Origin of the sequence: Streptomyces sp. NPDC048338, from assembly GCF_043201055.1 — a bacterium.
Taxonomy (GTDB): Bacteria; Actinomycetota; Actinomycetes; order Streptomycetales; family Streptomycetaceae; genus Streptomyces.
In genome coordinates this window covers 24,035-42,033 of record NZ_JBICYQ010000004.1, presented here as the reverse complement: position 1 = coordinate 42,033, position 17,999 = coordinate 24,035, and the positions used below count along the sequence as shown (strand labels likewise).

Here is a 17,999-nt window from a genome sequence, read left to right as displayed (position 1 = left end):
TCCCGACCGCGGCGATCCCGACGTGACCACCCCTCGGCACCGGCCCGAAGCCTGAGTCCTCCCGCCGTGCCCGGACCCACCGCACGCGGACCCGCCGTACCCGGACCGCCTGCCGGCCCCTCCCCGCCGCCCCCTCCCGGAGGTCCCTCCCCCCATGCACCCCTCCGTTCCCGCCTCGCTGCTGTCCCGACGCGCCCTGCTGCGGGCGGCCCTCGGCGTCGCGGCCCTCGCGCCGCTCGCACTCCCCGGCGCCGCGGCGCCCGCGTACGCCGCCGACGCCTACGACGCGCTGCGCCTCACCTGGCGCGAGCTGCTCCTCGGCACGGGGTTCGCCCCGACCGCCGAGCCCTTCGCGTCGAAACTCGCGCAACTCGGCGACACGGCACGCGATCTGCGCACCTCGATGGCCCCCGCCGCCGGCTCCCTCTGGCCCGACCTCCCGTACGCGGACCCCGAACCGGACACGGACGCCGAGTCGTACACGTACTCCGGGAACCTGGGCACCAGTTACCAGCGGCTGCGCACCCTCGCCGAGGCGTACGCGCAGCCCGGGACCGGCCTCACCGGCGACACCGGGGTGCGGGACGACGTCCTCGCCGGCCTCGACCATCTGCATGACCAGGCGTACCACGCGAACCGGACCCGCTACGGCAACTGGTACGACTGGCAGATCGGCATCCCGCAGGCGCTGCTCGACATCGACGTCCTGCTGTACGACTTCCTCGGCGCGACCCGGATCGAGCGGCACTGCGCCGCCGTCGACCGCTTCGTGCCGGACACCGCCGTCGCGCACTACAGCGGTACCTCCACCGGCGCCAACCGGGTCGACCTGTGCCGCGTGCTCGCCCTGCGCGGTGTCCTCGGCAGGTCCGCCGCCAAGCTGGCCCTCGCCCGCGACGCCCTCTCGCCCGTCTTCCCCCACGTCACGTCCGGCGACGGCCTCTACGCCGACGGCAGCTTCGTCCAGCACACCCACGTCCCCTACGCCGGCTCCTACGGCGCCGTCATGCTCGGCGGCCTGTCCCTGCTGTTCGCCCTGCTCAAGGGTTCGGCGTGGGAGGTGACGGACGGCGGGCGGCAGGTGGTGTTCGACTCCGTCGAGAAGGCGTACGCGCCGTTCCTCTTCAACGGCCTGGCCATGGACGCCGTGTCGGGCCGGGCGGTCAGCCGGGGCGTGCGGGCGACGGACACGAGCGGAGTACGGCAGGACGACCATCTGCGGGGTCACGGGATCATCGCCGGTGTCGCACTGCTGGCGCGCAGCGCCTCCGCCGCCGAGCGGTCCCGCTGGGAGGCCATGGTCAAGGGCTGGATCACCCGCGACTACTTCAGCCCGCCGCTGGACAGCCCGGCGCTCGGCGTCGCCGCGCTCACCCGGCTCAAGAGCGTCGGCGACGGAACCGCGACGGCGAGCCCCGAACCGACCGGCCACCGGCTCTTCCCCGGCATGGACCGCGCCGTGCACCGGCGGCCGGGCTGGGCGGCCGGGCTGTCCATGGCGTCGCACCGCATCACGTACTACGAGAACGGCAACGGCGAGAACCTGCGCGCCTGGCACAGCGGCTCCGGAATGCTGTACTGGTGGGGCGACACCTACGCCAACGGGCAGTACACCGACGACTTCTGGCCGACGGTCGACCCCTACCGACTGCCTGGCACCACGGCGTCCCGCAAGCCGCTCGCCGACGGCGAGGGCGGCACCTGGGGCGCGGCACGGCCGGACGTGCGCTGGGTCGGCGGGACGACCGACGGGACGTACGCGGCGGTCGGCCAGCACCTCAAGGGACTGTCCTCCACCCTGCTGGCGAAGAAGTCCTGGTTCTTCCTGGACGACTCCGTGGTGTGCCTCGGGGCGGGCATCCACGGCCGGGACGGCGCGGGCGTCGAGTCGGTCGTCGAGAACCGCAACCTCGGAGCGAACGGCGTCCACGCCCTCACCGTCGACGGTACGGCCCGGTCGACCGCGCTCGGCTGGTCCGCCGCCCTCACCGGCGCCCGCTGGGCCCATGTCGCCGGGCACGCCGGCTACGTCTTCCCCGGCGGCGCCGGTCCCCTGAAGGCGCTGCGCGAGGCCCGGACGGGACGCTGGTCGGACATCAACCAGGGCTCGGTGCAGGACCCGGTGACGCGGCGGTACCTCACGCTCTGGTTCGACCACGGCACCGATCCGACGTGGGCCACGTACGCCTACGTCCTGATGCCGGGCGCCGGGCAGGCCCGGACGGAAGCCCGCGCCGCCGACACCGGCTGGCTCACCGTCCTCGCCAACACCGACGAGCAGCAGGGGGTCCGGGTCCCCTCCCTGGGCTTCACCGGGATCAACCTCTGGCTGGCCGGCACGGTGGGCGACGTCACGGCCTCCGCTCCCGCCTCGGTGCTGATCCGGGAGTCCGGTGGCACGGCCACGGTCTGTGTCTCCGGTCCGCTGCGTGACGGCGCGGCCATCGACCTCACCTGGAACCGTCCGGTGTCCTCGGTGAGGTCGGCCGATCCGTCGGTCCAGGTGCTCGGCACGGGTTCCGCGCTCCGCCTGCGTGTCACCCCGGGAACGCTGGCGGCCACGCACCGGGCGGTGGTCGCCCTGGCGTGACGGCCGCGGGGCATGCCCCGACGCAGGGCGCAGGGAAGGGTGAGGGTCGCTCATTCGTGCGCCGACGCCTGAAGAAGTGCGCCCCCGTGCGCCCCCTGCCGCCACCCGCGCGGCCGGTCCGACGCCTCGTCAGCCGGCCGCGCGCGCCCACCTGTCGCTCACGTACCCGCCGAAGGGCTGCGCCGGTCCGACATGCACCGGGCCGCCCGGAGTGGAATCGTGGAGGAGGAGCGAAGAATCCCCTACCGATCCGAGGTGGGCGTCATGCCTGACTTCAAGCTCGGTGACTCGCTGGACGGGTACGACGAGGACGTCGTGAAGATGGCACCCCCGGTGGTCTTCCATTCGCAGCCCGACCGCTACGTGGTCCTGAAGACACCCGAACAGCTGCGCGCCTGGGAGCAGGCGGTCCGTCAGACCACCGGCCTGGAGATCGTCGCCGACAATCTCGCGGGCGTGGCCGCCGAGACCGGATGCTCGTACGGCGAGGCGAGCCACAGCGACGACTGCGGCGTCGCGTGATCCTGACCGTCTCCGTCCGCGAGGACCTCCACGCCCTCGCCGTGCAGCACGCCGTGCGCGGTCGCGGGCGGGAGTTGCACATCGTGGAGAGCGACGCCATCGGAGGACGGCGGACGCTGTCCTGGCGCTCGCACCGGGACGGGCCGGCCGGTTCGGGCCGGCCGGCCACCGTCCTGACCTCCGAGGGTGTCGAGGTGGCCGTGGAGGAGGCGGACGTCCTGTGGTGGCGGCGCCCCCGGGCCGATCAGGCCGTTTCGGCGGGGGCGGGCAGCGCGCACGAGCGCAGCCTCGTGGACAACGACTGCCGCGGCGCGCTCGGCGGCATCCTCGCCGCGTCCTTCCGCGGCAGCTGGATCTCACCGGCGGACGCCACCGACCGGGCCGCCGACAAGATCTTCCAGTTGGCGGTGGCCCGGGACTGCGGGTTCCGCGTGCCGCGGACCCTGATCTCGCAGTCGCGCGCGGAGGTGGTCGACTTCGTGCGCGAGACGGGCCGGACGATCGTCAAGCCCGTGGTCGGCGCCCGGGGGCCGTCCCTGTGGACCCGGATGCTGGACGATCCCGGATCGATCCCGGCCCCCTCGTTCGAGGTCTGCCCCGCCGTGTACCAGGAGTACATCGAGGGCTGCCGGCACATCCGCCTCAACTCCTTCGGCGAGCGGATGTACGCGGCCCTCATCGAGACGGAGGACCTGGACTGGCGCCCCGACCTGGAGGTGCCGATCCGTCCGTGGCCCGTACCCGCCGAGCTCCGAGCCCGGGTGGCCGAGGTGCTGCGGCGCCTGGGGCTGCCGATGGGGATCGTGGACCTGAAGCTGACACCGGACGACGAGCCGGTGTGGCTGGAGGTGAACCCCCAGGGGCAGTTCCTGTTCCTGGAACCGCTGACGGGCGAGCCGCTGACCGAGCACTTCGCCGACTTCCTGCTGTCGTCGACCGCGGGCGGGGGCCTGGCGTGATCCTCGAAGGTCGCGGTCGCCCGGACACCCTCAGGCGGAGGCCTCGTTGAGGCGGGTGACCTCCGCAAGGTGCTCGGCCATGCGGTGGGAGACCGAGCCGCTGGTGTAGAGGACGGAACCGACGACGGCGAGGGGCACGGACGCGCCGAGCACGGCGAGCAGTTCGGGCCAGTCGCGCTCCTCGACACAGGCGCTTCCGTCGCTGTGCAGGTTCTCCGAACTCCAGCGGGACAGGCACTCCTTGGTGCGGTACTCGCCCGCCTCGTACGGCGCGAACAGCAGCACGGCGAGCCAGATCCAGAGCAGGCCGGCGAGCGCGAGAAGGCCGAGCCCCCAGCCCTGGGTGCGGCGTGCGCGGGCGCGGAACTCTATGTCGTACGGGAGTGAACGCATGGGCCAAGAACCTACCGGCCACCCTCGTCGGCGGCGCGGCGGCCCCAACTCGTCCCGGCGAGCACGAGGACGGCCCCCGCGACACCGGGGACGCCGAGCCGGTCGCCCGCGAGCGCGATGCCCGCGGCGGCGGCCCACAGCGGTTCCGTGCCCAGCAGGAGGCTGACCCGGGACGGGGAGGTACGGCGCACGGCCCACATCTGCACGAAGAACGCGAAGAGGGTGCAGAAGACGGAGAGGAAGACCAGCCCGGCCCATTCCCGGGGCCCGAACCCGGCCGCGACCGACCACGGTGCGGCGCCGGTCCCGGGGACCGCCGCGAGGAGGGCGAAGACGGCCACGGCGGAGCCGAGTTGGACGGTGGTCAGGGAGAGGGAGTCGGCGCTGCGCACCGCCTTGATCCGGGACATGGCCAGGACGTGGACGGTCCGGGCGAGGGCCGCCAGCAGCATGAGCAGGTCACCGGGCGACGGGGTGGTGAAGCCGCCGCCCTGGGTCAGCAGCACGACGCCCCCGACCGAGAGCGCGGCCGCGGCGAGGAAGGCGCGCGGCGGCCGCCTGCGGGTGACGGCGGCCTCGGCGAGCGGGGTGAAGATCATGGTGAGGCTGATGATCAGGCCCGCGTTGGTGGCGGAGGTGTGGACGACGCCGTACGTCTCCAGCAGGAAGATCCCGCTGAGGATCAGGCCGAGGAGGCCCGCGCCGCGCCACTGGGCGGCGTTCAGCGCCCGGAGCCGGCGCCACCCGGCGGCGACGAGGACCGGCAGGACGACGGCGAACCGCAGGACCAGGACCGCGATGACGGTGTGGGTGGTGGTGATGCCCTTGGCCGCGAGATAGCTGGTGCCCCAGACGACGGCGACGAGGAGGACCGGGAGGTCGGTCAGCCAGGCCCGGCGCGGGGCGCCGAGCGGGACGGAAGCGGCGATCGAGGACATGGCGGGCCTGCTCCAACGTGTCTGACGGAGTGGAGACGTCGACGGCTCGCACGCGGACGATCACCGTACCCGGCACGACGGATGAGGGCTACACCTTTCCGCGGGACGGACGGCCCGCGGACCGCGGCCCCGGAGCGGGCCGCGGGTTCAGTAGCTGCCGTACTCGGGCCGCCCGGCCCGTGCGTAGGTGTGGATGGCGACGCCCGAGCCCGTGGTCCTGGCGTCCTCGTGCCGGAAGGCGGTCGGCCGCGCGCCGTCGGCGAAGAGGCGGCGCCCGTTGCCGAGCACGACGGGGAAGACCAGCAGATGGAGCGTGTCGATCAGGTCGTGCGCCATCAGGGAGCGGGCGAGCCCGCCGCTGCCGTGCATCTGGATCTCGCCCTCGGTGCGCTCCTTGAGTGCGGCGACCTCCTTCGCCGCGTCGCCGCCGAGGACGGTGGTGCCGGCCCAGTCGGCCGTGTCGAGGGTGGTCGAGGCGACGTACTTGGGGAGGGCGTTGAGCTTGCCGGCGACCGGGTCGGCGGGGTCGGTCTGCTTCGGCCAGTAGCCCGCGAAGATCTCGTAGGTGCGGCGGCCCAGCAGGAAGGCGGTGGGCCGCTCGAAGACCCCGGCCATGAACCGGCCGAAGTCCTCGTCGCCGTACGGCACGGACCAGCCGCCCTGGTCGAAGCCGCCGCTGGGGTCCTCCTGCGGGCCTCCCGGGGCCTGGTAGACGCCGTCGAGCGAGAGGAACTGGGTGAGGCTGAGCGTGGCGGTCATGACGGGCCCTTTCGGTTCGACCGGGGGTCCCCCGGTCCATCGTGTCTCACCTGCTTCGACTCCACCGCCCTGCGGAACTCATCGGTGACGCCGGAGCAGCGCCGTCCGGCCGGCGCCCGCGCCGCCGACCACCGCGTCCGTTTCCCGCCGGTGCGGGGGCCTCCCGCCACCTTTCATTGAACGCGAAACCACTTTCGCGTTCCCTGGAGGTTCGACATGTCCACGATGTACGGCAAGACGGTCCTGGTGACGGGCGGCAGCCGCGGCATAGGGGCCGCGACGGCTCTGCGGCTGGCCCGTGAGGGGGCCGACGTCGCCTTCACCTACGTCCGGGGCGAGGAGCGCGCGCGGGAGGTCGCGGCCGCGATCGAGGCGACCGGACGCACGGCGCTGGCCCTGCGGGCCGACGCGGCCGACGCCGGGGACGCCGCGGGCGCGGTGGAGTGGGCCGCCGACGCGCTCGGCCGGCTCGACGTGCTGGTCAACAACGCCGGTATCGGTGTCCTCGGCCCCCTGGAGAGCCTGTCCCTGGCGGACGTGGACCGGGTGCTCGCGGTCAACGTGCGGGCCGCCTTCCTGGCGGCGCAGGCGGCGGCGGCACGGATGGGACGCGGCGGCCGGATCATCACGATCGGCACGTGCATGGCGGCACGGGTGCCGGGACCCGGCGGAACCCTCTACGCGACCAGCAAGTCCGCGCTCGTCGGCCTGACGAAGGGGCTGGCACGGGACCTGGGCGAGCGCGGCATCACGGCGAACCTGGTCCATCCGGGCCCGGTCGACACCGACATGAACCCGGCGGACGGCCCGTACGCACAGGCGCAGACGGCGCTGACGGCGCTGGGCCGCTTCGGTGTCCCGGACGAGGTCGCCGCGATGGTGGCGTTCCTGGCGGGGCCGGGGGCGGTGTACGTGACGGGCGCCGAGTTCTCGGTCGACGGCGGACACGCCGCGTAGCCGGGCGTCCGGGAGCCGGCGCGGAGGGGGTGGACCGCGGGGGCCCGCGGGAGAAGGGTGAAAGGCGCGAAGGCGCACCGGGGCTGTCGGGCCGGTGCGCCTTCGCGGGCCGGGCGGGGTGTCGTTACCCGCCCAGTTCCTGGTGGCGGGCCGTCAGCCGCGCCGTGCCCGCTTCGGTGAGGGAGCCGAAGAGGCGGAGGCGGGAGATGCCGCCGTCGGGGTAGATGTCGATCCGGACGCGGGAGCCGACGGCCGGGGTGTCCAGGACGAACCGGTGGTTGGTGTCGGGCTGGAGCCGGGTCCGGGGCAGGATCTCGGCCCAGTCCTCGGAGCCCTCGGCCGCGACGGACAGCGCCGCCCAGCCCGCGCTGTTGCCCTTGAGGTAGGCCGTGTCGATCTCGACCGCGCGGATCTCCGACTCGGCCACCAGGCTGTAGCGGATCCAGTCGTTGCCCTTGTCCCGGCGGCGGCGGGTCTCCCAGCCGTCGTCCATCTTGCGGGACCGGCCGGGCTGGATGGTGTTGGTCGCCGGCGAGTAGAAGCGGTCCGAGGCGTCCTCGACCTGGCCGCCGTTCTCCAGCGCCGCGAGGTCGAAGGTGCCGAGGACGCCGAGCCAGCGCGGGTCGGGAGCCACCTCGCCGTACACCCGCAACCGCGCGATGCCGCCGTCGGGGTGCTGGTTGACCCGCAGGTGGGTGAAGCGCTGCTCGACGGCGACGGCGAAGCCGTTGGCCGCGTGGCCGCCGATCGCGGTGCGCGGGACGAGCGTCGTCCACTTCACGTCGTCGGCCAGCAGCTCCTCGGGGGAGGGCGAGCCCGCGACCGAGGCCGCCTCGACCGACACGGCCTGCGGGTAGTTGCCGCGGAAGTGGGCGGTGTCGACGACGATGCCGCGGACGACGCCGGGGGCGCCGAGACGTACCAGCGCCCAGTCGTGGTCCTCGGCGGTGGGGTGCGGCTCCTGGGCGGACACGCCGCGGCGGCGGCGGGTCTCCCAGCCGTCCATGATCTTGCCCTTGTGCCCGAAGTGCTCGGGGTCGAACTCGGCGGCCTCCGGCTTGAGCATGTTCTCGCGCTCGGCGAAGAACTCGTCGTTCGCGGCGATCACTCCGGCGCCGAGCCGCCGGTCGGCGAGGTCGGCGTACTGCGTGAAGGGGAAGTCGGCGGTGCGGTAGTCCGCGTACGGGTCGCCGCCGCCGTAGGGGCTGGCGTCGCCGGTGAAGGAGGGTATGCCGGTCACGGGTCAGTTGTTCCTTTCGAGGAGGCGGCCGGAGGGCTCGGCGAGGGTGCCGTCGACGGCGATGCGCTCGCCGCGCAGCCAGGTGGACCGCACGACGCCGTGCAGGGTCCGGCCGGCGTAGGCGGTGACCCGGTTGCGGTGCTCCAGCTCGGCGGGGTCGACGGTGAAGGTGGCCTCGGGGTCGAGGACCGCGAAGTCGGCGTCGCGGCCGGCCTCGATGGCGCCCTTGCGGTCCAGGCCGGCGAGCCGGGCCGGGCCTTGGGACATCCAGCGGACGACGTCGGTCAGGTCGTGGCCGCGGCGCCGGGCCTCGGTCCAGATCGCCGGCAGGCCGAGCTGCAGGGAGGAGATGCCGCCCCAGGCGGACGCGAAGTCGGGGGTCTTCAGGTCGGCGGTGGAGGGCGAGTGGTCGGAGACGATGCAGTCGATCGTCCCGTCCGCCAGGCCCTGCCACAGGGCGTCCTGGTTGGACGCCTCCCGGATCGGCGGGCAGCACTTGAACTCGGTCGCGCCGTCCGGCACCTCCTCCGCCGTGAGGGTGAGGAAGTGCGGGCAGGACTCGACCGTCACGGCGAGCCCCTCGGCCTTGGCCGCCGCGATCAGCGGCAGGGCGTCCGAGGAGGACAGGTGCAGGACGTGGACGCGGGCGTCGAGACGGCGGGCCTGGTCGATCAGGTTCCCGATCGCGGTGTTCTCGGCGTCCCGGGGGCGGGACGCGAGGAAGTCGGCGTACCTGCCGCCGCTCTTCTGCGGGGCGGCGGCGAGGTGGTGCGGGTCCTCCGCGTGCACGATCATCAGCCCGTCGAAGCCGGCGATCTCGGCGAGGGAGTTCGCCAGCTGCTCCTGGTCGAGCTCGGGGAACTCGTCCACGCCGGACGGCGACAGGAAGCACTTGAAGCCGAAGACGCCGGCGTCGTGCAGCAGGCGCAGGTCCTTGACGTTGTCGGGCAGGGCGCCGCCCCAGAAGCCGACGTCGATGTGCGCCTTCGCCCGGGCGACCTCCTGCTTGATCCGCAGGTGCTCGACGGTCGTCGTCGGCGGCAGGGAGTTGAGCGGCATGTCGAGCAGGGTGGTGATGCCGCCCGCCGCGGCGGCGCGGGTGGCGGTCCAGAACCCCTCCCACTCGGTGCGGCCCGGGTCGTTCACGTGCACGTGGGTGTCGACGAGCCCGGGGAGCACGACGTCGTCGCCGACGTCCTCCAGCCGGGCACCGGCCGGTACCTCGGCGTCGTACGGCAGCACCGCGGCGATGGTCCCGCCGGAGACGGCGATCGACGCGGGGCGTGTCCCCTCGGGGGTGATGACGCGTGTCGAGCGCAGTACCAGGTTGACGTCCACCCGTACCCCTTCTTCTTCCACCCAGCAAAAAATTCAACGAACTGTTGAAGGAGTCTGAACTCAGGACGACATGCCGTCAAGGGCACACTTCCAGGATGACGCCGCCCCGTCCCGGCGCGACCGGGCACTCTTGGATGTTTCCATGAAGTGGAATCGGAATTTCGTACAGTAGAACGTAGCTCCGCACATGCGGGGAGGTCGGGGACCCCTCCGGGCAGCCGTCGACACCGGACAAATGACCCCGTCGTACACCCGGACCCGGCCCGGACGGCGGGACCGGGGCCGTGTGGACGACGGGGTCGCCCGGTAGGCTGCTGACCTGCCCGCCCGCCCCGAAAGGACCTCGACGTGCCGACGTCCAGCGCCAGCTCCACCGACGCCTCGAAGCCCGCTGCCGCGAGCGGCGGCGTCCAGTCCCTTGAGCGCGCCTTCGACCTCCTGGAGCGGATGGCCGACGCCGGCGGCGAGGTCGGACTGAGCGAGCTCTCCGCCAGCAGCGGGCTCCCGCTGCCCACCATCCACCGGCTGATGCGCACCCTCGTGGCCTGCGGATACGTACGCCAGCAGGCGAACCGCCGGTACGCGCTCGGCCCCCGGCTGATCCGGCTCGGGGAGTCGGCCTCCCGGCTGCTCGGCACCTGGGCCCGGCCCTATCTGGCGCGCCTGGTCGAGGAGACCGGCGAGACCGCGAACATGGCCCTGCTCGACGGGGACGAGATCGTCTACGTCGCCCAGGTGCCGTCGAAGCACTCGATGCGCATGTTCACCGAGGTCGGCCGGCGCGTCCTGCCGCACTCGACGGGCGTGGGCAAGGCGCTGCTCGCCCACACCCCGGCGGACGAGGTCCGCGCGCTGCTCGCCCGGACGGGCATGCCGGCCGCGACCGAGAAGACCATCACCACGCCCGAGGGTTTCCTGGAGGCGCTCGCGGTGGTGCGCGACGCGGGGTACGCGGTCGACGACAACGAGCAGGAGATAGGGGTCCGCTGCCTCGCGGTGTCGGTACCCGACTCCCCCACCGCGGCGGCGATCTCGATCTCCGGCCCGGCGGGCCGCGTGACGGAGGCGGCGACGGAGAAGATCGTCCCGATCCTCCAGGAGGTCGCCCGGGAACTGTCGGCGGCCCTCGCGAGCACGGCGGGCAACGGACAGGCGTAGTCACGGAGCACGACGACAGGGGCACCCCGGGCCTGAAGACCCGGGGTGCCCCTGTCATGTCCGGTGGCCAGGCGGGGAGAACGCCGCTCACGCCGGGAGCCCCGTCCGTGGTTCGCGCGCCACCGCCCCTCCGCAGAGCCGTCAGGCCGCCGCTCCGCCCGGGGCCGTCACGGGCTCCACCAGCCGGCCGTCCCGCACGAGGACCGTCGCGTCCGCCCGCTCCAGATGTGTGCGGTCGTGGGTCACCAGCACCGTCGCCGTGCCGCGGTCCGCGGTCAGCGTCGCGAGCAGGTCCACCACCGCCGCGCCCCGCTCGTGGTCCAGCGCGCTGGTCGGCTCGTCCACGAGCAGCACGGCGGGCTCGTTCATCAGGGCCCGGGCGATGTTGACGCGCTGGCGCTGGCCGCCGGAGAGCTGGTGCGGACGGCGGCCGGCGAGGTCCGCGAGGCCGACGGCGTCGAGCAGGTCCGCCGCCCGCGCGCGCACCGCCTTCGGCCGGCCTCCCGAGAGGTGCGCCATCACCTGCAACTGCTCGGCGGCCGTCAGGGACGGGAGCAGGTTGGGCTGCTGGAAGACGATCCCGATCCGCTCCCGCCGCAGCGCCGCCTTGGCCGCCGCGTCCAGCGGACCCGTGTCCGTGCCGGCCACGACCACCCGTCCCCGGTCCGGGGTCACCAGCGTCGCCGCGACCGCGAGCAGGCTGGACTTGCCCGATCCCGAGGGCCCCACGACCGCCGTGAGGCTGCCGGCGGGCACCTCCAGGCCGATCGCGTCGAGGGCGGTGAGCCGCCCGTCCCCGTCGGGGTAGGTCAGCGTGACATCGTCGAGGATCAGGCTCATCGGGCGCTCCCGAGTGCGGTCAGAGGGTCGACGGCGGTGATGCGCCGGATGGAGAGTCCGGCGCCGAGCACGCCGAGGAGGATCATCACGGCGGCCGGGCCGAGCACGGTCGCCGGTTCCAGGACGAAGGGCACGTCGCCGCCGCTGACGAGCGCGCCGATGGAGACCGCGAGTCCGGTGCCCAGCAGCGTGCCGGCGCCGAGCATCAGCACAGCCTGCCCGAGGGCGTCCCTCAGCAGGTACGGCGTGGAGGCGCCCAGCGCCTTGAGGACGGCCACGTCGCCGCTGCGCTGGATCGTCCAGACCGTGAAGAAGGCTCCTATGACGAGCGCGGAGATGGCGAAGAGGAAGCCCCGCATCAGCTGCAGGGAGCCGTTCTCGGCCTGGTAGGACCCTATGGCGGTGAGCGCCTCGTCGATGCTCCTCGCCTCCGTGCCCAGGGCCCGGTCGCCGGCCGCGAGATCGGCGCCGTCGCCGGTCCTCAGGGCGATGACGGTGGCCTGCTCGTCGGGCGTGGTTCCGCTGTGGCTGAGCTTCTGCCAGTCGTCGAGCGAGGTCCACACGACGGGTGTGTGGCTGTACGAGGCGTCGCCCGCGACCGCGGCGACGACGGCCTCCAGCGGTCCGAGGCGTACGGTGTCGCCCACCGCGGTCCCCAGCTCCTCGGCCGCGGACCGCGACAGCACGACCCGGCCCGGCCCGAGCCGTCCGCTCTCGGGCGCGAGACCGGATCCCGGCTCCGTGCCGAAGGCCGAGACGGAGGCCGTCCGGTCCCCCGCGACGCCGCCCAGCGTCCGGATCCCGAGCGGCTCGGCGCTCGTCACCCCGGGCCGCTCCGCCCACCGGCGCCACTGCGTCTCCGTCACCGTCGAGTCGGTGAAGGAGACCGGCCGGTCCGCGGGCGGCGCGGCGAAGGCCAGCCGGTCGGCGGGCAGTCCCGTGATCGCCGAGACGTTCTCGCGGGCGAGTCCGGCGGTCAGCCCGGACAGCAGGCCGACGAGCAGGGTGATCAGCACGATCACCGTGCCCATCAGGGTGAATCGCCCCTTGGCGAATCTCAGGTCTTTCCATGCCACGAACATGGGACCAAGACTGCTGGCCGGGGCACGGGCCGGGCATCGCGCCACGGATGGCTCCGCAATCAAACTTTCGGTTGAGTCCGGATTGTCGGCCCCGGCCTACGCTGGACAGATCATGGATCCCCGTTCCCTCACCCCTGCCCTGCGTGTGGTGCGCCTGTGCCTCCATCTGCTGATGGCGGGCCTGCTGGTCCTCGCGGCGGTCCGGGCGGACTCCGCCGCCGGGGTGGCGGCGGCCGCGGTCACCGGCGCGGTCTACGCCGCCGGTTCGCTGCTGCCGTCGGTACGCACCTCCCGGCGCGCGGCGGGGCTGTGGCTGGCGGCGCTGTGCGCCTCGTGGCTCGTGCTGCTGTGGCTGACGCCGGAGGGCCTCTGGGTGGCGTTCCCGCTGTACTTCCTCCAGCTGCACCTGCTGCCCGTGCGCTGGTCGCTGCCGGCGGTGGCGCTCACCGCCTGCGCGGCGATCCTCTCGTACGTACGCCACGGCGACGCCCTCAACCCGGGGGTGTTCATCGGTCCGCTGCTGGGCGCGGCCGTGGCGGTGGCCACGGTGCTCGGCTACCAGGCGCTCTACCGCGAGAGCGAGCGGAGGCGGCGGCTGATCGAGGAGCTCCTGTCGACCCGGGCGGAGCTGGCGGCGGCCGAGCGGCACGCCGGCACGCTGGCGGAGCGGGAGCGCCTGGCCCGCGAGATCCACGACACGCTGGCGCAGGGGCTGTCCTCGATCCAGCTGCTGCTGCGGGCCGCGCAGCGGACGCTGCCGCCGGACTCCCCGGCGGCCGGCCACGTCGAACGGGCGCGGCGGGCCGCGCAGGACAACCTGGCCGAGGCGCGCCGGTTCGTCCGGGCGCTGGCACCGCCCGGCCTGGAACACGGCTCGCTCGCGGCGGCGCTGGAGCGCCTGTGCGAGCCGGGCCCGGAACGGCTGTCCGAGGAGGGGCCCGGGCCGGCGTCCACCACGGCTCGGGGGCAGGGGTCCGCGACAGGTCGGGGACCGGGTTCCACGCCCGGTCCCGGCCCTGCGGAGGAGCCGGGGCCGGGGCGCCCGCTGCGGGCCCGGTTCACGGTGAGCGGCACGCCGGTCGAGCTGCCGACCCCGTACGAGGTGGCCCTGCTGCGGATCGCGCAGTCGGCGCTGGCGAACACGGTGCGGCACGCGGACGCCTCGCGGGCGGAGATCACGCTCTCCTTCATGGACGCCTCGGTGACGCTGGACGTGGTGGACGACGGCCGGGGCTTCGATCCCGCCCGGCTCTCCCCCTCGGCGGAGGGCGGCTTCGGGCTGCCGGCGATGCGGTCCCGGGCCCAGTCGCTGGGCGGTACGTTCACCGTGGAGTCGGCCCCCGGTCAGGGCACGGCGGTCGCCGTGTCCCTCCCTCTTCCCGCTGGAGCGCCGTCATGACGATCCGTCTTCTTCTGGCCGACGACCATCCGGTGGTCCGGGCGGGGCTCCGCGCGGTCCTGGACACGGAGCCCGACTTCGCCGTGGTCGGCGAGGCGGCGACGGCCGAGCGCGCGGTGGAGCTGGCGGCGGCGGGCGGCGTGGACGTGGTGCTGATGGACCTGCAGTTCGGGGCGGGTATGCACGGCTCGGAGGCGACCGCGGCGATCACGGCCGTCCGGGGCGGGCCGCGCGTGCTGGTCCTGACCACGTACGACACGGACGCCGACATCCTGGCGGCGGTCGAGGCGGGCGCCTCGGGCTATCTGCTCAAGGACGCGCCGCCCGAGGAGCTGGCCGCCGCCGTCCGCACGGCGGCCGCCGGCCAGTCGGCGCTGGCCCCGGCGGTGGCCCACCGGCTGATGGACCGGATGCGGACGCCTGCGGAGGCGCTGACGAAGCGCGAGCTGGAGGTGCTGCAGCTGGTGGGCGAGGGCCTGTCGAACCAGCAGATCAGCAAGCGGCTCTTCCTGAGCCAGGCGACGGTGAAGTCCCATCTGGTGCACGTCTTCGCCAAGCTGGGGGTCGACTCGCGCACGGCCGCGGTGGCGGCGGCGACGGCACGGCGGCTGATCCGGCGGTAGCCGTGTGCGGGGCGCCCCCGCCGGCCCGCGCGCCTCGGCGCCGCCCCGCGTCCCGGCCCGCCTCAGGCGCCCTGCGGCGGCTCGCCGAACAGTTCCACGGCGTTGCGGACGCCCGCGAGGCCGTTCGCCAGGGCACTGACGGAGCCGACCGCACCGGCGATCAGCAGCAGGGACCGGCGCAGCCGCCGGATCTCCGGCACGCCGCTCACGGCCATCGCGTCCAGTGACGCGAGCTCGTCCTCGGCGATGCCACGGTCGGCGAACTCGGCCCGGTGGCCCGCGAGTTCACGGCGCAGCCGGGAGACGGCGGCGCGCAGCTCCGCCACTCTCGGGTCCTCGCCGCTGCCGGTTGTCACACGCCTCTGCCCAACACTTCGCAACAAAGTTCTCCCCCTCGCACGACACGCCGCGCCGAACGCCCACTCCGAACCGGACCCTTCGAACGGTGGTCAGGCGCCGGGGGTCGCGGGTCAGTTAACGCCATCGCGCGCCCGCCGCGCCACTCCGCGGACGCAATTTCAGGCATCCGTGTCCCGGGCCGTCATGCGGTATGCATCCCTCATGACGGATGCACAGCACACCCGGCCTCTGGTGGCCGGTCTCCTCCTCGCCGCGGGCGGCGGGCGCCGCCTCGGCGGGCGCCCCAAGGCCCTGCTCCCCCACCGCGGCCGGCCGCTGGTCGAGCACGCGGTGCGCGCGCTGCGCGAGGGCGGCTGCGAGGTCGTCCACGTGGTTCTCGGGGCCTCCGCCGAGCTCGTACGGGAGCGTGCGGTACTGCCCGGCTGCGTCCTGGTGGACAACCCTGACTGGGCCGAGGGCATGGGCTCGTCGCTGCGCGTCGGCCTCGGCTCGCTGGCCGCCGAGGCGCTGCCGGTGGACGCGGCCCTGGTGAGCCTGGTGGACCAGCCGGGGATCGGGGCCCCGGCGATGACGCGGGTCCGGTCGGCGTACCGCTCCCGCGATTCCCTGGCGGCGGCCTCGTACGACGGCAGGCGCGGCCATCCGGTGCTCTTCGGCGCGGACCGCTGGGCGGCCGTCGCGGGGGGTGCGGTCGGCGACCAGGGGGCACGCGACTACCTGAAGGCCCATCGGGATGCGATCACGCTGGTGGACTGTTCGGATGTGGCCGAGCCCTACGACATCGACACGGAGGCCGATCTGGCGCACCTTGAGTGAGAGACCTGGCACCGAGCGCCACGGTCTGTCGATCCGGAGTATCTCGACATCAACAAACCATTGAACTTCCACCATGAGGAAACTAGTATCCACTGTTCAGAAGCGCCTGATACCTCTGACGGCGCTCGCGGCCGTATCCCGGCACCGTGGCACGCAGTGCCACTTCCGTGACGCCCGGCGGCCGCAAGGCACCGCCCGTGAAGCCCGCTGAAGGAAGTGACAGTTCATGTCCGCACCAGCGCCGTCCCCCCTGGCCGTCGTCGAAGCCGAGCCCCTGCCCCGGCAGGAGGAGGTGCTGACCGACGCGGCCCTCGCCTTCGTGGCGGAGCTGCACCGGCGGTTCACGCCGCGCCGGGACGAGCTCCTCGCCCGCCGGGCGGAGCGCCGCGCCGAGATCGCCCGTACGTCCACCCTCGACTTCCTCCCGGAGACCGCGGCCGTCCGTGCCGACGACTCCTGGAAGGTCGCGCCGGCCCCGGCGGCCCTGAACGACCGCCGCGTCGAGATCACCGGCCCGACCGACCGGAAGATGACGATCAACGCGCTGAACTCGGGCGCGAAGGTCTGGCTCGCCGACTTCGAGGACGCCTCGGCGCCGACCTGGGAGAACGTGGTCCTGGGGCAGGTCAACCTGATCGACGCCTACACCCGGAAGATCGACTTCACCGACCCGAGGTCGGGCAAGTCCTACGCCCTCAAGCCGGCCGAGGAGCTGGCGACGGTCGTCATGCGCCCCCGCGGCTGGCACCTGGAGGAGCGGCACCTGACCTTCGAGGGCCGCCCGGTCCCCGGCGCCCTGGTCGACTTCGGCCTGTACTTCTTCCACAACGCCAAGCGCCTCGTCGAGCTCGGCAAGGGCCCGTACTTCTACCTCCCGAAGACGGAGTCGCACCTGGAGGCGCGCCTCTGGAACGACATCTTCGTGTACGCGCAGGACTACGTCGGCCTCCCGCAGGGCACCGTGCGCGCCACCGTCCTGATCGAGACGATCACGGCGGCGTACGAGATGGAGGAGATCCTCTACGAGCTCCGCGACCACGCGGCCGGCCTGAACGCGGGCCGCTGGGACTACCTCTTCTCCATCGTCAAGAACTTCCGTGACGGCGGCGCCAGGTTCGTGCTGCCGGACCGCAACCTGGTCACGATGACGGCCCCGTTCATGCGCGCGTACACCGAACTGCTCGTGCGCACCTGCCACAAGCGGGGCGCGCACGCGATCGGCGGCATGGCTGCCTTCATCCCGTCGCGGCGCGACGCCGAGGTCAACAAGGTCGCCTTCGAGAAGGTCAAGGCGGACAAGGACCGCGAGGCGGGCGACGGCTTCGACGGCTCCTGGGTCGCCCACCCGGACCTGGTCCCGATCGCGATGGCCTCCTTCGACGCGGTGCTCGGCGACAGGCCGAACCAGAAGGACCGGCTGCGCGAGGACGTGCACGTCGAGGGCCCGGAGCTGATCGACATCGCCTCCCTGGACGCGCGGCCGACCTACGAGGGTCTGCGCAACGCCGTCCAGGTCGGCACCCGGTACATCGAGGCATGGCTGCGCGGCCTCGGCGCCGTCGCGATCTTCAACCTGATGGAGGACGCGGCGACCGCCGAGATCTCGCGCTCGCAGATCTGGCAGTGGATCAACGCGGGTGTCGAGTTCGAGCACGACGGCGAGACGGTGAAGGCCACGCCGGAACTGGCGCGCGAGGTGGCCGCCGAGGAACTGGCCGCGATCCGCGAGGAGATCGGCGAGGAGGCCTTCGCGGCCGGCAAGTGGCAGCAGGCCCACGACCTCCTGCTGCACGTCTCGCTGGACGCCGACTACGCCGACTTCCTGACCCTCCCCGCGTACGACCAGCTGGTCGGCTGACCCGCACAGCAGCCGCCCGGCACACGTACCCCCGGCTCCGTACGGCTCCCCCGTACGCCGGCCCCGCACGCAGGCTCCGCCCCCGGTGACGCACGGCACCGGGGGCGGAGCCCTTTTCGCTCCGGTGCGTTTCACAGGGCATGTGACGTAACCGAGACGCGCAGCTA

17 protein-coding genes are annotated in these 17,999 nt (G+C 73.4%); 9 read left to right on the top strand and 8 right to left on the bottom strand.

Going from position 1 to position 17,999, the window contains the following annotated elements; genetic code table 11:
• The first annotated feature begins 154 nt into the window (after positions 1-154).
• The 3 genes from ACGFZF_RS10630 (at position 155) to ACGFZF_RS10620 (ending at position 4,071) form a co-directional block, all read left to right on the top strand.
• Complete coding sequence (locus ACGFZF_RS10630) at positions 155-2,590, top strand: polysaccharide lyase 8 family protein (protein ID WP_393553045.1); 2,436 nt, start codon at positions 155-157, stop codon at positions 2,588-2,590.
• 264 nt (positions 2,591-2,854) lie between these two features.
• Complete coding sequence (locus tag ACGFZF_RS10625; RefSeq protein ID WP_147981725.1) at positions 2,855-3,112, top strand: hypothetical protein; 258 nt, start codon at positions 2,855-2,857, stop codon at positions 3,110-3,112.
• A complete protein-coding gene (locus ACGFZF_RS10620) occupies positions 3,109-4,071 on the top strand; it encodes a RimK family alpha-L-glutamate ligase (RefSeq protein WP_393553043.1) in 963 nt (320 codons plus the stop codon). The genes ACGFZF_RS10625 and ACGFZF_RS10620 overlap by 4 nt, the downstream gene beginning before the upstream one ends.
• Before the next feature lie 30 nt (positions 4,072-4,101).
• Here the strand turns inward: ACGFZF_RS10620 and ACGFZF_RS10615 are convergent, their stop codons facing one another.
• The 3 genes from ACGFZF_RS10615 to ACGFZF_RS10605 all read right to left on the bottom strand — a co-directional run bounded on the left by ACGFZF_RS10615 (position 4,102) and on the right by ACGFZF_RS10605 (position 6,161).
• On the bottom strand, positions 4,102-4,464 hold the full coding sequence (locus ACGFZF_RS10615; protein WP_393553041.1) for a hypothetical protein: 363 nt from the start codon (positions 4,462-4,464) through the stop codon (positions 4,102-4,104).
• Between the two features lie 11 nt (positions 4,465-4,475).
• A complete protein-coding gene (locus ACGFZF_RS10610; RefSeq protein WP_393553039.1) occupies positions 4,476-5,402 on the bottom strand; it encodes a DMT family transporter in 927 nt (308 codons plus the stop codon).
• A 147-nt stretch (positions 5,403-5,549) separates the two neighbouring features.
• Complete coding sequence (locus tag ACGFZF_RS10605; protein ID WP_393553037.1) at positions 5,550-6,161, bottom strand: dihydrofolate reductase family protein; 612 nt, start codon at positions 6,159-6,161, stop codon at positions 5,550-5,552.
• Positions 6,162-6,377: 216 nt separating this feature from the next.
• Between ACGFZF_RS10605 and ACGFZF_RS10600 the strand changes: the two genes are divergently transcribed.
• Entirely contained in the window at positions 6,378-7,118 is a 741-nt protein-coding gene (locus tag ACGFZF_RS10600; RefSeq protein ID WP_393553035.1) for an SDR family NAD(P)-dependent oxidoreductase, read from the top strand.
• Between the two features lie 124 nt (positions 7,119-7,242).
• Here ACGFZF_RS10600 and alc read toward each other — a convergent pair whose 3' ends face one another.
• Together alc and allB are read right to left on the bottom strand one after the other, a co-directional pair.
• Positions 7,243-8,358 (bottom strand): allantoicase, encoded by a 1,116-nt coding sequence (alc, locus tag ACGFZF_RS10595; RefSeq protein ID WP_393553033.1) that lies wholly within the window; start codon positions 8,356-8,358, stop codon positions 7,243-7,245.
• 3 nt (positions 8,359-8,361) lie between these two features.
• Positions 8,362-9,696: an allantoinase AllB gene (gene allB / locus ACGFZF_RS10590; protein ID WP_393553031.1), complete on the bottom strand. Its 1,335-nt coding sequence runs from the start codon at positions 9,694-9,696 to the stop codon at positions 8,362-8,364.
• Positions 9,697-10,044: 348 nt separating this feature from the next.
• Here allB and ACGFZF_RS10585 point away from each other — a divergent pair, with 348 nt between their 5' ends.
• Positions 10,045-10,854: an IclR family transcriptional regulator gene (locus ACGFZF_RS10585; protein ID WP_393553029.1), complete on the top strand. Its 810-nt coding sequence runs from the start codon at positions 10,045-10,047 to the stop codon at positions 10,852-10,854.
• A 141-nt stretch (positions 10,855-10,995) separates the two neighbouring features.
• Here ACGFZF_RS10585 and ACGFZF_RS10580 read toward each other — a convergent pair whose 3' ends face one another.
• The gene (locus ACGFZF_RS10580; protein WP_393553027.1) at positions 10,996-11,694 is read right to left on the bottom strand and encodes an ABC transporter ATP-binding protein; all 699 of its coding nucleotides are present in this window, start codon (positions 11,692-11,694) and stop codon (positions 10,996-10,998) included.
• On the bottom strand, positions 11,691-12,776 hold the full coding sequence (locus ACGFZF_RS10575; RefSeq protein WP_393553025.1) for an ABC transporter permease: 1,086 nt from the start codon (positions 12,774-12,776) through the stop codon (positions 11,691-11,693). The genes ACGFZF_RS10580 and ACGFZF_RS10575 overlap by 4 nt, the downstream gene beginning before the upstream one ends.
• 112 nt (positions 12,777-12,888) lie before the next feature.
• Here ACGFZF_RS10575 and ACGFZF_RS10570 point away from each other — a divergent pair, with 112 nt between their 5' ends.
• The gene (locus tag ACGFZF_RS10570) at positions 12,889-14,175 is read left to right on the top strand and encodes a sensor histidine kinase (protein WP_393553023.1); all 1,287 of its coding nucleotides are present in this window, start codon (positions 12,889-12,891) and stop codon (positions 14,173-14,175) included.
• A complete protein-coding gene (locus ACGFZF_RS10565) occupies positions 14,172-14,798 on the top strand; it encodes a response regulator transcription factor (RefSeq protein ID WP_147981712.1) in 627 nt (208 codons plus the stop codon). The genes ACGFZF_RS10570 and ACGFZF_RS10565 overlap by 4 nt, the downstream gene beginning before the upstream one ends.
• 62 nt (positions 14,799-14,860) lie before the next feature.
• Here the strand turns inward: ACGFZF_RS10565 and ACGFZF_RS10560 are convergent, their stop codons facing one another.
• A complete protein-coding gene (locus ACGFZF_RS10560; RefSeq protein ID WP_393553021.1) occupies positions 14,861-15,181 on the bottom strand; it encodes a DUF5955 family protein in 321 nt (106 codons plus the stop codon).
• 178 nt (positions 15,182-15,359) lie between these two features.
• On the opposite strand from ACGFZF_RS10560, the gene ACGFZF_RS10555 reads away from it, so the two are divergent.
• On the top strand, positions 15,360-15,974 hold the full coding sequence (locus ACGFZF_RS10555) for an NTP transferase domain-containing protein (RefSeq protein ID WP_393553019.1): 615 nt from the start codon (positions 15,360-15,362) through the stop codon (positions 15,972-15,974).
• Positions 15,975-16,200: 226 nt separating this feature from the next.
• On the top strand, positions 16,201-17,832 hold the full coding sequence (aceB, locus tag ACGFZF_RS10550; protein WP_393553017.1) for a malate synthase A: 1,632 nt from the start codon (positions 16,201-16,203) through the stop codon (positions 17,830-17,832).
• Positions 17,833-17,999 lie beyond the last annotated feature (167 nt).